General features: G+C 32.9%; 18 protein-coding genes and 1 pseudogene. 17 read left to right on the top strand and 2 right to left on the bottom strand.

What is annotated here, in order from left to right:
- The first annotated feature begins 82 nt into the window (after positions 1 to 82).
- The 6 genes and pseudogenes from ACZ47B_RS04420 to ACZ47B_RS04395 form a co-directional block, all read left to right on the top strand.
- Positions 83 to 634 carry a hypothetical protein gene (locus tag ACZ47B_RS04420; RefSeq protein WP_464895474.1) on the top strand — a complete coding sequence of 184 codons (552 nt, stop codon included), beginning with the start codon at positions 83 to 85 and terminating at the stop codon, positions 632 to 634.
- 5 nt (positions 635 to 639) lie between these two features.
- The gene (locus ACZ47B_RS04415; RefSeq protein WP_464895473.1) at positions 640 to 1326 is read left to right on the top strand and encodes a response regulator transcription factor; all 687 of its coding nucleotides are present in this window, start codon (positions 640 to 642) and stop codon (positions 1324 to 1326) included.
- A 20-nt stretch (positions 1327 to 1346) separates the two neighbouring features.
- A complete protein-coding gene (locus ACZ47B_RS04410) occupies positions 1347 to 2588 on the top strand; it encodes an ArsS family sensor histidine kinase (protein WP_464895472.1) in 1242 nt (413 codons plus the stop codon).
- Between the two features lie 120 nt (positions 2589 to 2708).
- The gene (locus ACZ47B_RS04405) at positions 2709 to 3518 is read left to right on the top strand and encodes an FTR1 family iron permease (protein ID WP_464895471.1); all 810 of its coding nucleotides are present in this window, start codon (positions 2709 to 2711) and stop codon (positions 3516 to 3518) included.
- 85 nt (positions 3519 to 3603) lie between these two features.
- On the top strand, positions 3604 to 3912 hold the full coding sequence (locus tag ACZ47B_RS04400; RefSeq protein WP_464895470.1) for a hypothetical protein: 309 nt from the start codon (positions 3604 to 3606) through the stop codon (positions 3910 to 3912).
- A 45-nt stretch (positions 3913 to 3957) separates the two neighbouring features.
- Positions 3958 to 4158 (top strand): annotated as a pseudogene (locus ACZ47B_RS04395) (IS256 family transposase); the annotation flags it as partial.
- An 85-nt stretch (positions 4159 to 4243) separates the two neighbouring features.
- Here the strand turns inward: ACZ47B_RS04395 and ACZ47B_RS04390 are convergent.
- On the bottom strand, positions 4244 to 4513 hold the full coding sequence (locus ACZ47B_RS04390) for a type II toxin-antitoxin system RelE family toxin (RefSeq protein WP_464895469.1): 270 nt from the start codon (positions 4511 to 4513) through the stop codon (positions 4244 to 4246).
- Positions 4506 to 4742, bottom strand: a complete 237-nt coding sequence (locus ACZ47B_RS04385; protein WP_464895468.1) for a CopG family transcriptional regulator — start codon at positions 4740 to 4742, stop codon at positions 4506 to 4508. The genes ACZ47B_RS04390 and ACZ47B_RS04385 overlap by 8 nt, the downstream gene beginning before the upstream one ends.
- A 207-nt stretch (positions 4743 to 4949) precedes the next feature.
- On the opposite strand from ACZ47B_RS04385, the gene rplI reads away from it, so the two are divergent.
- From rplI to ACZ47B_RS04330, 11 genes are all read left to right on the top strand, one after another.
- Positions 4950 to 5396, top strand: coding sequence for a 50S ribosomal protein L9 (gene rplI / locus ACZ47B_RS04380; protein WP_464895467.1), 447 nt, complete (start codon positions 4950 to 4952; stop codon positions 5394 to 5396).
- A gap of 1 nt (position 5397) precedes the next feature.
- On the top strand, positions 5398 to 5946 hold the full coding sequence (gene hslV, locus ACZ47B_RS04375) for an ATP-dependent protease subunit HslV (protein ID WP_464895466.1): 549 nt from the start codon (positions 5398 to 5400) through the stop codon (positions 5944 to 5946).
- Positions 5947 to 7272: an HslU--HslV peptidase ATPase subunit gene (gene hslU / locus ACZ47B_RS04370; protein ID WP_464895465.1), complete on the top strand. Its 1326-nt coding sequence runs from the start codon at positions 5947 to 5949 to the stop codon at positions 7270 to 7272.
- Between the two features lie 78 nt (positions 7273 to 7350).
- The gene (era, locus tag ACZ47B_RS04365) at positions 7351 to 8244 is read left to right on the top strand and encodes a GTPase Era (RefSeq protein ID WP_464895464.1); all 894 of its coding nucleotides are present in this window, start codon (positions 7351 to 7353) and stop codon (positions 8242 to 8244) included.
- Between the two features lie 92 nt (positions 8245 to 8336).
- Positions 8337 to 9890: a hypothetical protein gene (locus tag ACZ47B_RS04360; protein WP_464895463.1), complete on the top strand. Its 1554-nt coding sequence runs from the start codon at positions 8337 to 8339 to the stop codon at positions 9888 to 9890.
- Positions 9877 to 10524, top strand: a complete 648-nt coding sequence (locus ACZ47B_RS04355; RefSeq protein ID WP_464895462.1) for a hypothetical protein — start codon at positions 9877 to 9879, stop codon at positions 10522 to 10524. Before ACZ47B_RS04360 ends, ACZ47B_RS04355 begins: the two co-directional genes overlap by 14 nt.
- The gene (locus ACZ47B_RS04350) at positions 10521 to 10958 is read left to right on the top strand and encodes a hypothetical protein (protein WP_464895461.1); all 438 of its coding nucleotides are present in this window, start codon (positions 10521 to 10523) and stop codon (positions 10956 to 10958) included. Before ACZ47B_RS04355 ends, ACZ47B_RS04350 begins: the two co-directional genes overlap by 4 nt.
- Entirely contained in the window at positions 10927 to 12435 is a 1509-nt protein-coding gene (mshL, locus tag ACZ47B_RS04345) for a pilus (MSHA type) biogenesis protein MshL (protein ID WP_464895460.1), read from the top strand. Before ACZ47B_RS04350 ends, mshL begins: the two co-directional genes overlap by 32 nt.
- Positions 12419 to 13237 carry an AAA family ATPase gene (locus tag ACZ47B_RS04340; protein ID WP_464895459.1) on the top strand — a complete coding sequence of 273 codons (819 nt, stop codon included), beginning with the start codon at positions 12419 to 12421 and terminating at the stop codon, positions 13235 to 13237. The genes mshL and ACZ47B_RS04340 overlap by 17 nt, the downstream gene beginning before the upstream one ends.
- Positions 13230 to 14183 carry a hypothetical protein gene (locus ACZ47B_RS04335; RefSeq protein WP_464895458.1) on the top strand — a complete coding sequence of 318 codons (954 nt, stop codon included), beginning with the start codon at positions 13230 to 13232 and terminating at the stop codon, positions 14181 to 14183. Before ACZ47B_RS04340 ends, ACZ47B_RS04335 begins: the two co-directional genes overlap by 8 nt.
- Complete coding sequence (locus ACZ47B_RS04330; RefSeq protein WP_464895457.1) at positions 14180 to 14725, top strand: hypothetical protein; 546 nt, start codon at positions 14180 to 14182, stop codon at positions 14723 to 14725. Before ACZ47B_RS04335 ends, ACZ47B_RS04330 begins: the two co-directional genes overlap by 4 nt.
- Positions 14726 to 14730: the final 5 nt, after the last annotated feature.

The following is a 14730-nucleotide window of genomic DNA, read 5'->3' as shown; positions in this document are numbered from 1 at the left end:
TCGTTCAAACCTAGTTTAAGGGAGGGTGTTACAATTTCATCACAAATAAATCACGGAAGTGATAAAAATTAAAGGAGATGAAATGAAAAAGAGGATTTTGGTTACAGCGGTAGCTTCTTTGGGTTTGGCGACAGTGCTGATGGCGCACGGTGGTGACGGAGACAATGACACTATGATGGGGCAGGGAATGCAACAAGGTATGATGGGCTCTCAAATGATGATGCAAAGAGGAGGGCAGATGGGGCCAAAGTACATGATGAACAAACATCAAAGAGGAGCTATGGGTATGAGAGGTGGCATGATGCAAAATCCCATGCAAATGATGAGAAATATGAGAAAAATGCATACCAAAATGATGATGAATATGCTAAATAAACTAAATCTCAGCGATACCCAAAAAAAAGAGATACAAGCACTTCAAAAGAAAAATATGGCAAATATGGATAAAATCCTTGATGCATTTGGCAAAGACAGTTTTGATAAAGATAAATTTATACAGATTATGAAATCCAAAAGAGAGAATATGATAAAATCAAGAGCAAATATGCTTGATGGTATATTTAAAATCCTTGATAAAAAACAAAGAGAGGATTTTGTTGCACTCATAAGAGCTAAACATATAACAATGAGGTAAAGAAGTTGATAAAAATTGCGATGATAGAAGATGATGCGGAATTAGCCGGAGTGCTGATAGAGTACTTAAAGGATTTCGGTATAGAGGTTGAAAATTTTGAAGATCCATATATCGGCCTTGGAGCACTCTCTTTAAAAGAGTACGATTTGCTTATACTTGATCTTACGCTTCCCGGAATGGATGGACTTGATGTCTGTAAGGAAGTGGTGGAAAATGCAAATATACCCATCATCATTTCATCCGCAAGAAGTAGCATAGTAGATAAAGTTACGGCTCTTAAACTAGGAGCTGATGACTATCTGCCTAAGCCTTATGATCCAAGAGAGCTTGAAGTAAGGATAAAAGCCATACTTAGAAGATATGAAAAACATACACACACAAACAAAGAGTATGATAAAAAACATATGTTTGAACTTGATCCTGAAAAAAAAGAGATCAAGAAAAACGGTGAAGTACTCAAGCTAACTGCCGCTGAGTATATGATCCTCGCTTTTTTCATCAAAAAGCGAGGATACATCATCCCAAGAGAAGAGCTTCTTTCTCAAGGAAGTTTTGAAAATGAAGAGTACAATTTCGACAGCTCCTTAGCGGTTATCATAAATCGCATAAGAAAAAAAATAGAAGAAGATCCGAAAAATCCCAAATATCTTCAAACGATAAGAGGGATGGGGTATAAATTGGACTTTTCATAGGTGTTAGGAGAAGTCCGTAAGTGAAGATCAATAAAAATTCTATATTTTTCAACATTACTACCGTTTTTTTGATATCCATATTTTTTATCGGTATCACATTTTTTATAGTCATAAAAAACAGTGAAAAAAGACACAATAATTTTTTAAAAAGAAAATACTCTACCATAGTAAACACTGTCTTGTTCCAACTTCATAACAATCACGGAACGATATCCAAAAGGCTATCAGAAAAACTGGCAAATTTAAATATAGAGATACTAAGTGCCAAAGAGATAAAAGAGAATATCCATGATGACATGGATCATGTTTGTAACATTTATACTCCTATGTACAAGATGAGGATTTTTAAAAAAGATAAGAAGTACTATATATTTTTTAAAAATCCTATGTTTGAAATGGTTCTAAGAGATAACAACCCAAATATGTTAAATACCAGATATATACTTATAGCTCTTGTTATCATCACTTTGGTACTGTTCATATCTTATATATCCATCATTAAAAAACTTTATCCTCTTAAAATACTTCAAAAAAAGATACAAAGCCTTGGCAAAGGTAAACTTGAAGATATAGATATAAATATCAAGGGAAATGATGAGATAGCCAATTTGGCAAAAGAGTTTGACAAATCCATAGACAACTTAAAAGTTTTACGAGAGTCAAGGGATATATTTTTGCGAAATATCATGCATGAACTTAAAACTCCTATAACCAAAGGAAGGTTTTTGACAAAACTTCCTCAAACCGAAGAAAATCGTAAAAAAATGGAAAAGCTTTTTTTGAGGCTCGAAACTCTTATAAGTGAATTTGCAACTATAGAAGAATTGATCTCAAGGCAAGGCAAGGTACAAAAGAGTGAATACTTTGCCATAGACATCATAGATAATGCACTTGATATACTTTTTGAAGATGAAGAACATATAACTATCATAGAAAAAGATGAAAATACAAAACTTTTTGTCAATTTCAAACTTTTTAGCATTGCCGTAAAAAATCTTTTGGATAACGCCTTGAAATATTCAAAAGATAAAAAAGCGACTGTCATCATAGAAAAAGATAAGATATCTTTTATCAACAACTCCCAAAAGTTAAAATACCCTTTGGAGAAATACTTTGAGCCGTTTTTTAAAACCGGCGACACAAACAAACAAAGCTTTGGTCTTGGTTTGTATATAGTTCACAGTATTCTTTTAAATCACAATATGAAGCTAACTTACGAGTATAAAGACTCACAAAGTATATTTATAATGCATACTTCTTAACACTATCATTTGCTTTATCTTTTAACCGGATGGATAATATAACTTAAAGCTTGTTTTAGTTATGATACTCATTATCATTATCATATAATGATAATTTAACAAAATTTACGGGAGTTTAGTATGCAAGAGTTTATCATAACTTTTAGGGACTTTTTAGAAGCGTCACTTGTAGTCGGTATTATATACGGATACCTTAAAAAGAGTAACAATACACACTATATCAAGTACGTCAACAGAGGTATACTTTTTGGTGTGATAGGAAGTATACTTGGTGCGATAATGTTTCATAAAGTTCTTGGAGGTTTTACGGGAGTCAAGGAGCAGATATTTGAGGGTGTCACGATGGCTGGAGGAGCAGTGCTGATGCTCTTTTTTATCATTTGGATGTCTGCCAATCAAAATATCAAAGAGAAACTGTCGCTTAGTGTCGATAGTAGTATCCAAAAAGGCGGCAATATGGCATTGTTGCTTTTGGTATTTTTTTCAATTTTAAGAGAAGGTGTTGAAACAACTATCTTTTTAAATTCCGTAGCATTGAATCAAAACGGCTTTTCCTTTTTGTTTTCATCTTTGGGAGCAGCTGCCGGGGTTGGAGTAGGATATCTTGTCTATAAAGGAGCAAGATACATAAAACTAAGATATATATTTGCTATAAGTTCATTTGTATTTGTCTTTTTTGCCGCCGGATTGTTGGCTCACAGTGTATATGAATTTCAAGAGGCGGGAGTATTGCCTGTATTTATCGAGCAAGTATGGGATATAAATCATATATTGAGTGAAGAGAGTATAAGTGGTAGTTTTTTAAAAGCCCTCTTTGGATACAATGCAAATCCATCCTTGCTTGAAGTTTTTTTCTATATTTCAACCATTGTTTTCATATTTGCATATAATATTTATTATAGAAATTTGGAAAAAAGAAAGATAGGGTAATATTGCGTTAATATGGCATTTAGAGCCTATTTATTTTGTAATGTTATGATAATCCCAAAATCTGGATAAAGCAAAAAGGATCAAAATGCTAAAAAGAAGGACATTTTTAAAAGCAATGGCAGCAGCTAGCGTAGCTCCTGTCGGATTTTTGGAAGCAAAAGAGTCTATCTCTTCAAGGAATTTTTTCGTGCCTCCTTTGGAGAAAGGAAGAAGAGAGGGTAAAGAGTTGTATTATGAGCTTAGTTTGCAATCATCTCTTGCCCAACTCTTGCCAAAAGGCAATCCAAAAACCAAAACATACGGTGTAAATCTTCCATATCTCGGAACGACTCTAAGAGCCAAAAAAGGTGATAATGTACATATACTCAACTCAACCCTAAGTTCCCTATTTTAGCAAATGGAGAGTTTGGCAACTTCTTCTTTTGAGAGGGAGGTTATCGAGTCAGTGCATCGACAATTTCGTACCCTTACCAAGAGCAAAGGTGCTTTTCCAAACGATGAAAGTTTACTCAAATTACTCTATATGGGAATTAAAAATGCTCAGGAAAAGTGGACTATGCCAATCAGAAACTGGTCGCTTACCATCTCTCAACTTACTATCTATTTCGATGGTAGGTTGAATGATGCTTTAGATTTATGATATAATTTTAGGAATTATTCGATGCTGACACAGATTGTTGAACGCTACCTACTTGGACTCTATCAAGGTGTTCCCTTTTAATGTTTTAATCATATGCACCTTGTCTATGGCTAAAATCTGTTACCACTATCACCACTTTCTCATCCTCGATAAGGTAAAAAAGCCTATAATTTCCAAGTCTGTATCTATAATATCCTTCAAACTTGCCTTTAAGTTTTTTTATATTTGTTCCAAAGTATGGATTTATTTTTAATTGAGGGTATACTATATTGATAATTTTATCATATATTTTTTTGTCAATCTGCTTTTTGATTTTTTGAAAATTTTTTGTTTCTGCTATCTTGAAGTTATACAATCGTATAGTCTCCGTTTTTTACCTCTTTTAAACCAATTTCCAAATTTTTAACCAATTCTTTATCATTTAATATATCATTCATTTCATTATCACTAACATATTGAGACGAAGTCAAATATTGTAGTGTTGCGTACTGGATAAAGTTTGAAATGTTTCTTCTTTGACCATCGGCAGCTGTTTTTATAATTTTATAAATTGCATCATCAACTCGCATTGTTACAGTTTTCATAAACAATCCTCCTACATAAAATATAATACATTGTATTCAATAATATTCATTTTGTCAAGTCTTTGTATTGGTCCACAACATTTAGATACTTATATTACTTTCAACCTGCACAAAACCTACTTAAAAGATCGTCTTTTAGTTGTGTTACCTATTCATAAAATATATTCTGCTATAATATCATCCAAAAATATAGACAAGGAAATATGCATGAAAGTTTTACTTATAAAAGATGTTAAAAGCTTGGGAAAAGCCGGTGAAATTAAAGAGGTAAAAGACGGATACGGTAGAAACTTTTTGGTTGCGAAAGGTTTTGCGAAAGTTGCTACCGCTGAAGTTATAAAAGAGTGGGAAGAGGAGCAAAAAAGAAAAAAAGAGGAAGAGGAAGCCCTTATAGAAAAGCTTAAAGAGATAGAGAAAAATTTAAAAGATAAGAAAGTCGTTATAAAAAGAAAGCTTGGGGCTAACGGCTCACTTTTTGGAGCGGTAACAAAAGAAGAGATAGCAAAAGAGATATTAAATCAAACAGGCTATGAGATAGATAAAAAGCATGTTGAACTTGATAAAGCCATAAAGGCTACCGGTGAGTATGAGATATCACTAAAGCTCGGTCATGGTATACATGCCAAAGTTCAAGTTGAAGTAACAGGAGAGTAGGGTGTTTGAAGCTACGACCATACTTGCTTTTAAGGGCAAAAATAAAGCCGTTATAGGCGGTGACGGACAGGTGACATTTGGCAATACCGTCTTAAAAGGAAATGCCGTAAAGATAAGAAAACTTCATAACGGTAAAGTTTTAGCCGGATTTGCCGGAAGTACTGCAGATGCTTTTAACCTTTTTGATATGTTCGAGGGGATTTTGGAGCAGAGAAAAGGCGACCTTTTAAAGGCTGCCATAGAGTTTTCAAAAGAGTGGAGAAAAGATAAGTATCTAAGAAGACTTGAAGCTATGATGATAGTGCTAAACACAAAGCATATCTTTATCCTAAGTGGAACCGGAGATGTAGTGGAGCCTGAAGATAAAACCATAGCCGCCATAGGAAGCGGTGGAAACTTTGCCATAAGTGCCGCAAGAGCTTTAAAAAAGCACTCAAACCTTGATGAAGAATCCATAGTTAAAGAGTCACTCCAAATCGCCGGCGAACTTTGCATATATACCAATACCAATATAAATATCTATACTTTAGAAGATAAGGATGAAAAGTAAATGAATTTAACACCAAAACAGATAGTATCATACCTTGATGAGTATATCATAGGTCAAAAAGATGCGAAAAAAGCCATAGCCGTGGCTCTTAGAAACAGATATAGAAGAATGAAACTTCCAAAAGAGATGCAAGAAGAGATAATGCCTAAAAATATCCTTATGATAGGATCAACAGGTGTCGGTAAAACCGAGATAGCAAGAAGGTTAGCCAAGATGCTAAGCCTTCCTTTTGTAAAAGTAGAAGCTAGCAAATATACTGAAGTGGGATTTGTCGGAAGAGATGTGGAGTCTATGATAAGAGATCTCGTTTCAAATGCCATAAATCTTGTAAAACAGGAACATAAAGAAAAAAACAAAGACTCTATAGATAACTATATAGAAAAAAAGATACTTGAAAAACTACTTCCTCCATTACCAAAAGGAGCAACCGCCGAAAAAAAAGAGGATTATGAAAAAAGTTATCAAAGAATGTTAGCCAAGCTTAGAAACGGTGAACTCGATGATCTAAAAATAGAGCTTGAAATGCAAAAAGGATTCGGTGAGAGTAGTGACAGTTCTTTGCCTCCGGAAGTTATAAAAGTGCAAGAATCATTTATCAAGATACTTGGAAGCGGCAGAGAAAAGATAAAAAAAGAGGTAACCGTAAAAGAAGCGAGAGAGATACTCAAAAATGAAGCAAGCGAAGCTTTACTCGATATGGACTTGGTAAAAAGTGAAGCATTAAAAAGAGTGGAAAACGGCGGTATAGTTTTTATAGATGAGATAGACAAGATAGCGGTAAGTCAAAAAAATAACTCAAGACAAGACCCAAGCAAAGAGGGTGTTCAAAGAGACCTTTTGCCGATAGTCGAAGGAAGCAGCATCAACACAAAATACGGTGTGGTAAAAAGCGATCATATACTTTTTATAGCCGCGGGTGCTTTTCACTTGACAAAACCGAGCGATTTGATACCGGAACTTCAAGGAAGATTTCCTTTGAGGGTAGAACTTAGCTCACTTGATGAAGAAGTTCTTTATCAAATTCTTACAAGACCTAAAAATTCACTTCTTAGACAGTATGAAGCACTTTTAAGTACAGAAGGGGTTGAGTTGAAGTTTGATGATGACGCCATAAGAGCGATGGCAAGAATCTCCCACATAACCAATGAAAAAACTGAAGATATAGGTGCAAGAAGGCTGCATACTGTCATAGAGAGAGTCTTAGAAGAGATAAGTTATGATGCGGATGAGCATAAAGGCGAAACCATAACAGTAACCAAAGAGTTGGTGCACGAAAAGCTCGATGAAGTGATAGAAGATGAGGAAGTTTCAAGGTATATACTTTAATGGTAGATTGTGGAATGATTTATGCTTTTAACTTCAAAGGGCATATCTAAAGCCAATTAATTGTAGGGAGACTATATAATGAGTGAAACAAAAGCGGGCTTCGTTTCGGTTGTCGGGCGACCAAACAGTGGTAAAAGCTCTCTTTTAAATTGGCTTATCGGTGAAAAGTTAGCTCTTGTTTCTCACAAAGCAAATGCTACTAGAAAAAGAATGAATTTCATAGTAATGCACAAAAATGCACAAATTATTTTCATAGATACTCCAGGAATCCATCAGAAAGAGAGACTTCTAAATCAATTTATGCTCGAAGAAGCTCTAAAAGCCATAGGGGATTGTGATCTTATACTTTTTTTAGCCTCGGTTAAAGACAGTATAGAAGAGTATGAAAAGTTTTTGGAGCTCAATAAAAAAAACACTCCCCATATAGTTTTACTAACCAAAATGGATCTAGTTAGCAAAGATGCTTTGCTTAAAAAGATATCCCAGTATCACAAATATCAAGAATATTATAAAGAGTTGGTTCCCATCTCCATCAAAAAAGGAACGAAACAGAGTGAGCTTTTGGATATCATAATAAAATATATACCCGAACATCCCTATCTTTATGATCCTGAACTTTTAACTACCGAAAATTTAAAAGAGATATACAAAGAGTATATAAGAGAAGCACTCTTTGACAACCTAAGCGATGAGATACCTTACCTTAGTGACGTTGTGGTTGAAAAGGTTGAAGAGTTACCTGATGTAGAAAAAGTATATGCCAATATCATAACGGAAAAAAAGTCACAAAAAGGTATGATCATAGGAAAGGGCGGAAGTGCCATCAAAAGGATAGGTACACAAGCCAGGAAAAATATAGAAGAAATTTGTGGTAAAAAGGTGTTTTTAAAGCTTGAAGTAGTTGTGAAACCGGGCTGGAGTAAAGATAAAAAAGCTTTGGCCGATTTAGGATATAGGGTTGAAACTAGGTAATAATAGATGAAATATTATTATAAAGTATCAAATAAAGGTTGGATTAAGCTAGAAATATATAAAATACATATTATGTAAAAATGGATGGCAATATGGCAAAGAAACAAGTAACCAAAACAAAGCGATACAGCTCTATCGTAACGATAGATCCAGCTTCAGGAAAGTCGTATAGATTTCAAAACAATGAGATAAAACTAAACAAACTTTCCGGCTTCAAAAAAGAGAACTTTTATATATCCATACTAAGTTCCAAAAACCTTATAACTGATTCCATAGAGATAAGTAGAAACATAACCGATGAAGATCTCGAAAGTGCCATAGATATACAAGTCTATGATGAGCTAAACTTCGATCCGGCTGTTCAGTACACTATCTTTTACAAAGAGTTTTTTGGTTTTGAAAACAGTAGTAAAAGAAAATTCAATATTTTTGCCATTGAAACCAATAAAATAGAAGAGGAATTTAAAGAAATCGTAAAAAAGGTAAAATATATAGATTATATTTTGCCAGAACCATTACTGATAAAATCCGTTTACAATAAAAACTTACTTGAAAAAGACAGTGTTGACTGCTTTTTATACTTTAAGAAGAGTGATGCTTTTTTGGCTATCTATGCTGATGGTGAGTATATATACTCAAAATCACTCAATTACTCTCTTGAGAGAATGCATGAAAAATTTTGTGAAATATCCGGCGAGAGTTACCAGTATGAAGATTTTACCAATTTTATACTAACCGGACACTCCGCCAACATATCGGAAGAAAATCAAAGACTTATCATAAAACTCTATAAAGAGATGTTCGTATATGTAAATGATGTTATATTTTACGCCAAGAGAGCATATATGGTGGAAAATATCAACAGAATCTTTATAAATTCAAGTATCGGTATCTTTAAAAATATAGACAGATATATAAGAACATATATCGATATTGAACCGCATGAGCTAAACTTTGTCATAGCAAAAAATGCAAAAGAGGTTCAAAGCGAGCAACTGCACAACTTGATGATACTTGCCGCAATGGACTATATAGAAGAACCTGATGACAGTTTGAACTTTTCTATATTTAAAAGACCTCCACCGTTTAGGCAAAGACCTTTAGGGAAGATATTTTATGTATTTATACTTTCTCTTATCGTATCTCTTGCCTATCCGGCATATGAGTTTGGTTATGCATACTTTATGAAACTGCAGCTCGCCGGTTTGAAAACCGAGGAGCATAAACTATACCTTGAAGCGACAAACATAAAAAATCAATTGCTTGGGCTTGAGAGACAGCAAACAGCCATTCAAAAAAAGCTTGATAAAGAGTTTGCGAAGCTAAGCTTCAGAGAAAAACTGTTAAATCAGATTTATTCCAAAAAGATACACTATCCTATGAAGGTAGAGTTGCTTGTAGAAATCTTCAAAAAGATAAATAAATACAGATCAAAGATATATAATGTTGAGATAGAAACGGACAAAGATGATAAAATGTCGATGGTGCTTTCGGTGTTTAGCAGAAAAGATAAAAACATCACCGAACTTATAAAAGCATTGACGCAAATGAAAAAATACAGCGTAAGTACCAAGGAGATCAGAAAAGACAATAAGAAAAGAATTTATTTAAGTGATATTAAGGTAGTTTTAAATGGCAACATCTGATAAATTGTTTGAAAAAATCGACACGGCGTTAAAAGATAAGAAAAGCAGTGAACTTTCCATCATATATGCCGGTATATTCATCATCATAGCGACGATAGTGTACTTGTATGTTTTTCCTGTTAGTGAGCAAATGCTTAAGCAGACTAAAAATCAACTAAAAGCTATGAAAACCAAGATAGCCAAAGAGAAAAATTATATAAGATCAAAAACCGTTGCAGGAGACAAATTCTTTTATGTCAAGAAAGCGAAAGCCAAGATAAAGCAGACTAAAGAGAAGTTAAGCTCAACGATTTTTACAAACGGATATATAGATACAAAATTGAGAGAATTGTCATATCTTTTGTACAACGACGTAAACTGGGCTAACTTTATAGATGATATAACAAAAAATGCAAAGAAATATAAAGTCAATATCAATTTTATAAAAAATCAGTTCAATGAATTGAATTATAAAAAAGTTGAACAGGCTTTGGATATAGAAGTCGATGCAAATGGAAATTTTAACAATCTTATAAAGTTCATAAATTCAATTGAAGAGAGCAATCTGGTCGTTGATGTCCACAATTTGACCATGGATATCAAAAAAACCATACATGTCAACTTCAAAATAGCAGTATGGGGGATAAAATATTGAAAAAATTACTCCTTTTTATGATATGTACAATTGTTTTTTTGCAGGCTGAAGTTGCAAGTAAAGCCGTAAATACCAATAATGAAGTAAATATTCAAAAATATGATGCGATTTTCGAGCAGATAAGCACAAAAAGAGAGGGTCCGAGCGATAAAGAATTGAGCAGGGTGCCGACCCCTTTTGTTAACAGAAGCTTATTGAAGATCATAAAAGACAAGAATGCGACAAAACCCAAGCCTATAGTCTTAAAGCTTTACGGTATTTTTGACGATAAGGCAAATATAAACAAAAAATGGTATAAAATAAAGTCTAAAGTATACGGTTACAAATTGGTAAAGATAAAAAATACCAGCGTAATACTAAAAAGAAAGAGAAAAAAACTCGAACTATTTTTAAGGAAAAAAAATGATAAAATTCAAATTACTAAAAACTTTTAATGTAGCACTGTTTGTAGTCATGAGTCTGCTTGTGACACAAAATAGTTTGAATGCGGACAACAGTTGCAAGTATAGAGCTTTCAATATCAAAGTTCTAGATGACATAACTACCAATGAGCTTCTTTCGCAACTAAGTTTGGAGTGCAATTTCAGCATACTGATAAAAGATAAGATAGCAAAAGATCAGATCAATGAAAAGTTGAACGGGATAAATATAAACAATATGTCTTTGCAGGAAATTTTTGATATCCTTTTAAAAGACAATAACCTTTTCTACACTTTTGAAGATGGGGTACTGAAAGTTTCGGCAATTACAACAAAAACGTTTAAAATAGACTATATAACTTCAGAAAGAACTGGAACAGCTGTCATAAACGCTTCTGTACAATCTTCAAACTCAGATACGGGAAGTAATGCCGCTTCTGATGAAAATCAAATATCAACTAGTGAATCTTTTAATTTTTGGAAAGATATATCAAAAGAGATACTATCCATTGCAAATTCAGGAAGTGAAAAATATGTCGTTAAAGATCCCGTTGTAAATCAAAATGCCGGGCTTATAACAGTAACTGCAACAAAACAACAGTTAGACAGGATAGAAAAATATCTCAACGATATCAAAAAAAGACTTGACAAGGAAGTTTTGATAGATGTTTCAATCATCTCGGTAATACTCGATAAAACACACTCAAGTGGTGTTGACTGGACACAGTTTGCACTCGCGGTAAATAACCCTACAGGATCAGGGGTGCCGGCATTGAGCGGAGTTTCTAACGGATCCAATACAGCTCAGTTCACTTCTGCAGGTGATAGACTTTTTCATTTGGGATGGAATAACGCTTTTAACTTTACAAACACTATATCTTTTACGATGAACGGTTTGATGAATTTCCTAAAAACACAAGGTCGTTCAAGAGTTGTTTCAAATCCAAAAGTTTTAACTCTCAATAACCAACAGGCTCTTATAACTATTGGTGATAACATAAACTATAGAATTCCTGAAACTGCTCCAGCCAATACAGGAGGAACGATAACAACGACTTCATATACGAACGAATCTATATTTGTCGGGATTTTGCTAAATATAATGCCTCAAATCTCAGACAATAACGAGATAATGCTAAGGGTAAATCCGTCTATTAGTAGCTTCAAGTATGCAGAAGACAATGTAAAACAGACTCAGCCAAGAGAGATAGCTCCTGATACTACCGAGAAGAAACTATCAACTGTCGTTAGAGTAAAAAATGGTGATACTATCATACTCGGAGGACTTATAGGAAAAAGCAAAAATATATCAAAAAACGGAATCCCGGGGCTTAAAGAATTGCCGATACTTGGTAACTTGTTTAAAAGTGAAACAGCAACAAACAGTGTAAGTGAATTGATTTTTGTAATTACTCCTAGAATAGTCAACTCTAAAGATCATGGAAATATATCTTTAAGACAGCTAGGATATGACAATGTACAGGGAAAGTAGCTATAGTATTGCTAAAGAGATTTTTAGTGATATATATGATGATGATTATGTAAATCTTGACAGCTCGGTAATAGCCTATGAAAAGCTTTTGGAGGTACTTGATAAACCCATAAAGCTTGCTTTGCTGTATGGAAAACCTGGAACGGGAAAAACGTTTCTACTTAAAAAGATTTACAGGGATTTGTCAAAAAAAAAATCTATCATTTTTGTACCGACTCCATTTTTTGAAGAGAATGAGTTTATAAAATTCTTATACGAAAACTCTTTTGATGAAGAGTGCCCGGGTATCAAGACATTTGATGAATTTTTTAAAGCTTTAAACAACAAATCAAATCACGAATCTTTTCCTATATCTGTTTTTATAGATGAAGCTCAAATGTATCCTTCTCAAATAGTGGAAAAGATAAGGCTACTTGCAGATACAAGAAAATACAAGTTTATATTTACCGTACACAAAACCGAAGAGCAGGAAGATGTTTTTGCAAAAGATTACTTTAAAACAAGAATCTGGGAGAGTGTAGAACTGAAAAATATATCATATGATGAGTTTAAACTTTATATAGAAAAAAAATTTCTCTATCACAATATGTTTGATTTTGTAGGGAAACTTTCCAAAAAGCAATATAAATTGATATATGAGCTTTCAGGTGGCAATCTTAGAGAAACAAACAAGATACTTTTTAAACTGTTTGAAATTTGTGAATATTATGACAAAGCCGAACCAAGCAAAATAAGCCAAAAAATGATCAATCAAAAATTTATAGAAATGACAGCAATAGCCTTGGGACATATAAATGCTTAATATCAACGAAATAAGAAACCTCGAAGAAAAATGGAAAAAATATAAAAGAAAAAAGTATATAAAGATAGTTTTGTATATTTTTTTATTAGTAATTATTATTTCTATAGCTGTATTGTATTATATTGGTTTTATTGATAAGGTATTTGATAGATATATTCATAAAGATCAAAAAATTGAGAAAATTAAAAAAGCTACAAAAGCAGAACTACCGAAAGAAACCATCAAAAAAGAGAAAACCAAAAATCAAAAAGTATCTGAAAAACCTCTGAAGGCTGAAAAAGTCGATGTCAATCACTCAGATAAGAATGATACAAATATGACAAAAGAGACTTCTATGGTAGAAGATAGCATGAAAACTGTAGATAATGAAAAACAAAAAAATATTGTAAAAAGTAGCAATTCCACCATGTTTCCAAACAGCAATGAGATGTTGCAACTAAATACCAACTTTTTGAACCATATATACAGTAAAACAACAGATAAAAATCTATCAAAAGCAACAGTAGAACAAAACATAAATCAAAATCATCCTGTAACAAAAGAGATAAACGATACAGAGTCAAATATATCAAAAACCAATAAAACAACCCCTGAAAAAATTATCTCCAAGTCAAAAAAGCCAAAAATTATAATTTCCAGTAAAAAAATAGACAAATTAAAATATTTAAAAGAAAGATACAATGAAACTGGTAGATCTATGTATGCTATAATGATATCAAAAGAGTACTATAGAAAAAAAATGTATAAAGAATCCTTGATATGGGCAACAATGGCAAACAGTATAGATAGTACAAGTGAAGAAAGTTGGATAATGTTCGCTAAAAGTAAAGTAAAATTAAATCAAAAAAATGATGCCATCAATGCTTTAAGAGCTTATCTGAAGGTAAATAGTTCAAAAAGAATCAAAATACTACTGACAAATATAACAAACGGAGTTTTTAAATGAGATTTTTTTTGATAATCGCGGTAATGTTTACATTTTTATTTGGTGTTGATAGAAGCGATGTATATAGAGCTTATAAAGACAAAAGATACAGAGAAGCGTGTACGCTTGGTGCAAAGATATATCTTGATCATAAAAAAGACAATGATTTTTTGACAATGTTTGCGGACGCCTGCTTGAAAGTGGACAATATAAACCGTATGGCTTTTCCAGCAATGCTACTTATAAGGGATGCAGCCGCAAGAAGTAATTCGGTTTATTTTTTAACTATTTTATATCAAAAAAAGTTGCTTTATAAATCATTGATAGATGGTTTTGATGTTTCAAAGTACAAATTTCCTACTACAAACTATATACTTTCCAAGATTTTTGTCAAATATGCAAAAAAGGATTATAAAAAATTCAGAGATATTTATATATTTAAAGATGATAAAGAAAAACAAAAAAAGTATGAAATGAGTCTTATAAAAGATAGAGGGGTGTTTAAGATTGTGCTAAAAACTTTCTTGAACAATAGTTTGCAAAAAACAAGGATTTATTGGTAAAAACT

The sequence above is a fragment of the Thiofractor thiocamini genome (assembly GCF_055384375.1).
This window is presented reverse-complemented; position numbering and strand designations above follow the sequence as displayed.